Source organism: Mesorhizobium sp. M4B.F.Ca.ET.203.01.1.1 (assembly GCF_004791025.1).
GTDB classification, from domain to species: domain Bacteria; phylum Pseudomonadota; class Alphaproteobacteria; order Rhizobiales; family Rhizobiaceae; genus Mesorhizobium; species Mesorhizobium abyssinicae.
On record NZ_SRUO01000251.1, the window covers coordinates 1 to 294 of the forward strand.

Genomic DNA, 294 nt, shown 5'->3' on the forward strand with positions numbered 1-294 from the left:
GTCGAACCAGGTAAGGCTGTCCGTCAAGATTGGCGCGCCGGTATGAACGCGGTCGTGATTGACGGACTGGAATTTATCAGGGGATTTCGAGGCGAAGATCGCCGAGATGTCGACCTGTCTCTCATGTAGCAGGTTAACGGCAAAGGAATCCGCCGTCGTAAAGGCAGCAAAGCTTGACGCCGATTTCGCGACGCAGACCAGCAGCAGCGGCGGATCGAGCGAAACCGAGGTGAAGGAATTAGCCGTCATGCCCCGCGGATCGCCGTCCGTGTCCCGCGTGGTGATGACGGTGAC

The 294-nt window shown here is 58.8% G+C and carries 1 protein-coding gene; it reads right to left on the reverse strand.

From position 1 onward, the window contains the following. Nucleotides 1-294: flavin reductase family protein (locus EN846_RS34545; protein ID WP_135928158.1), on the reverse strand; the 294-nt coding region annotated here is incomplete at both ends.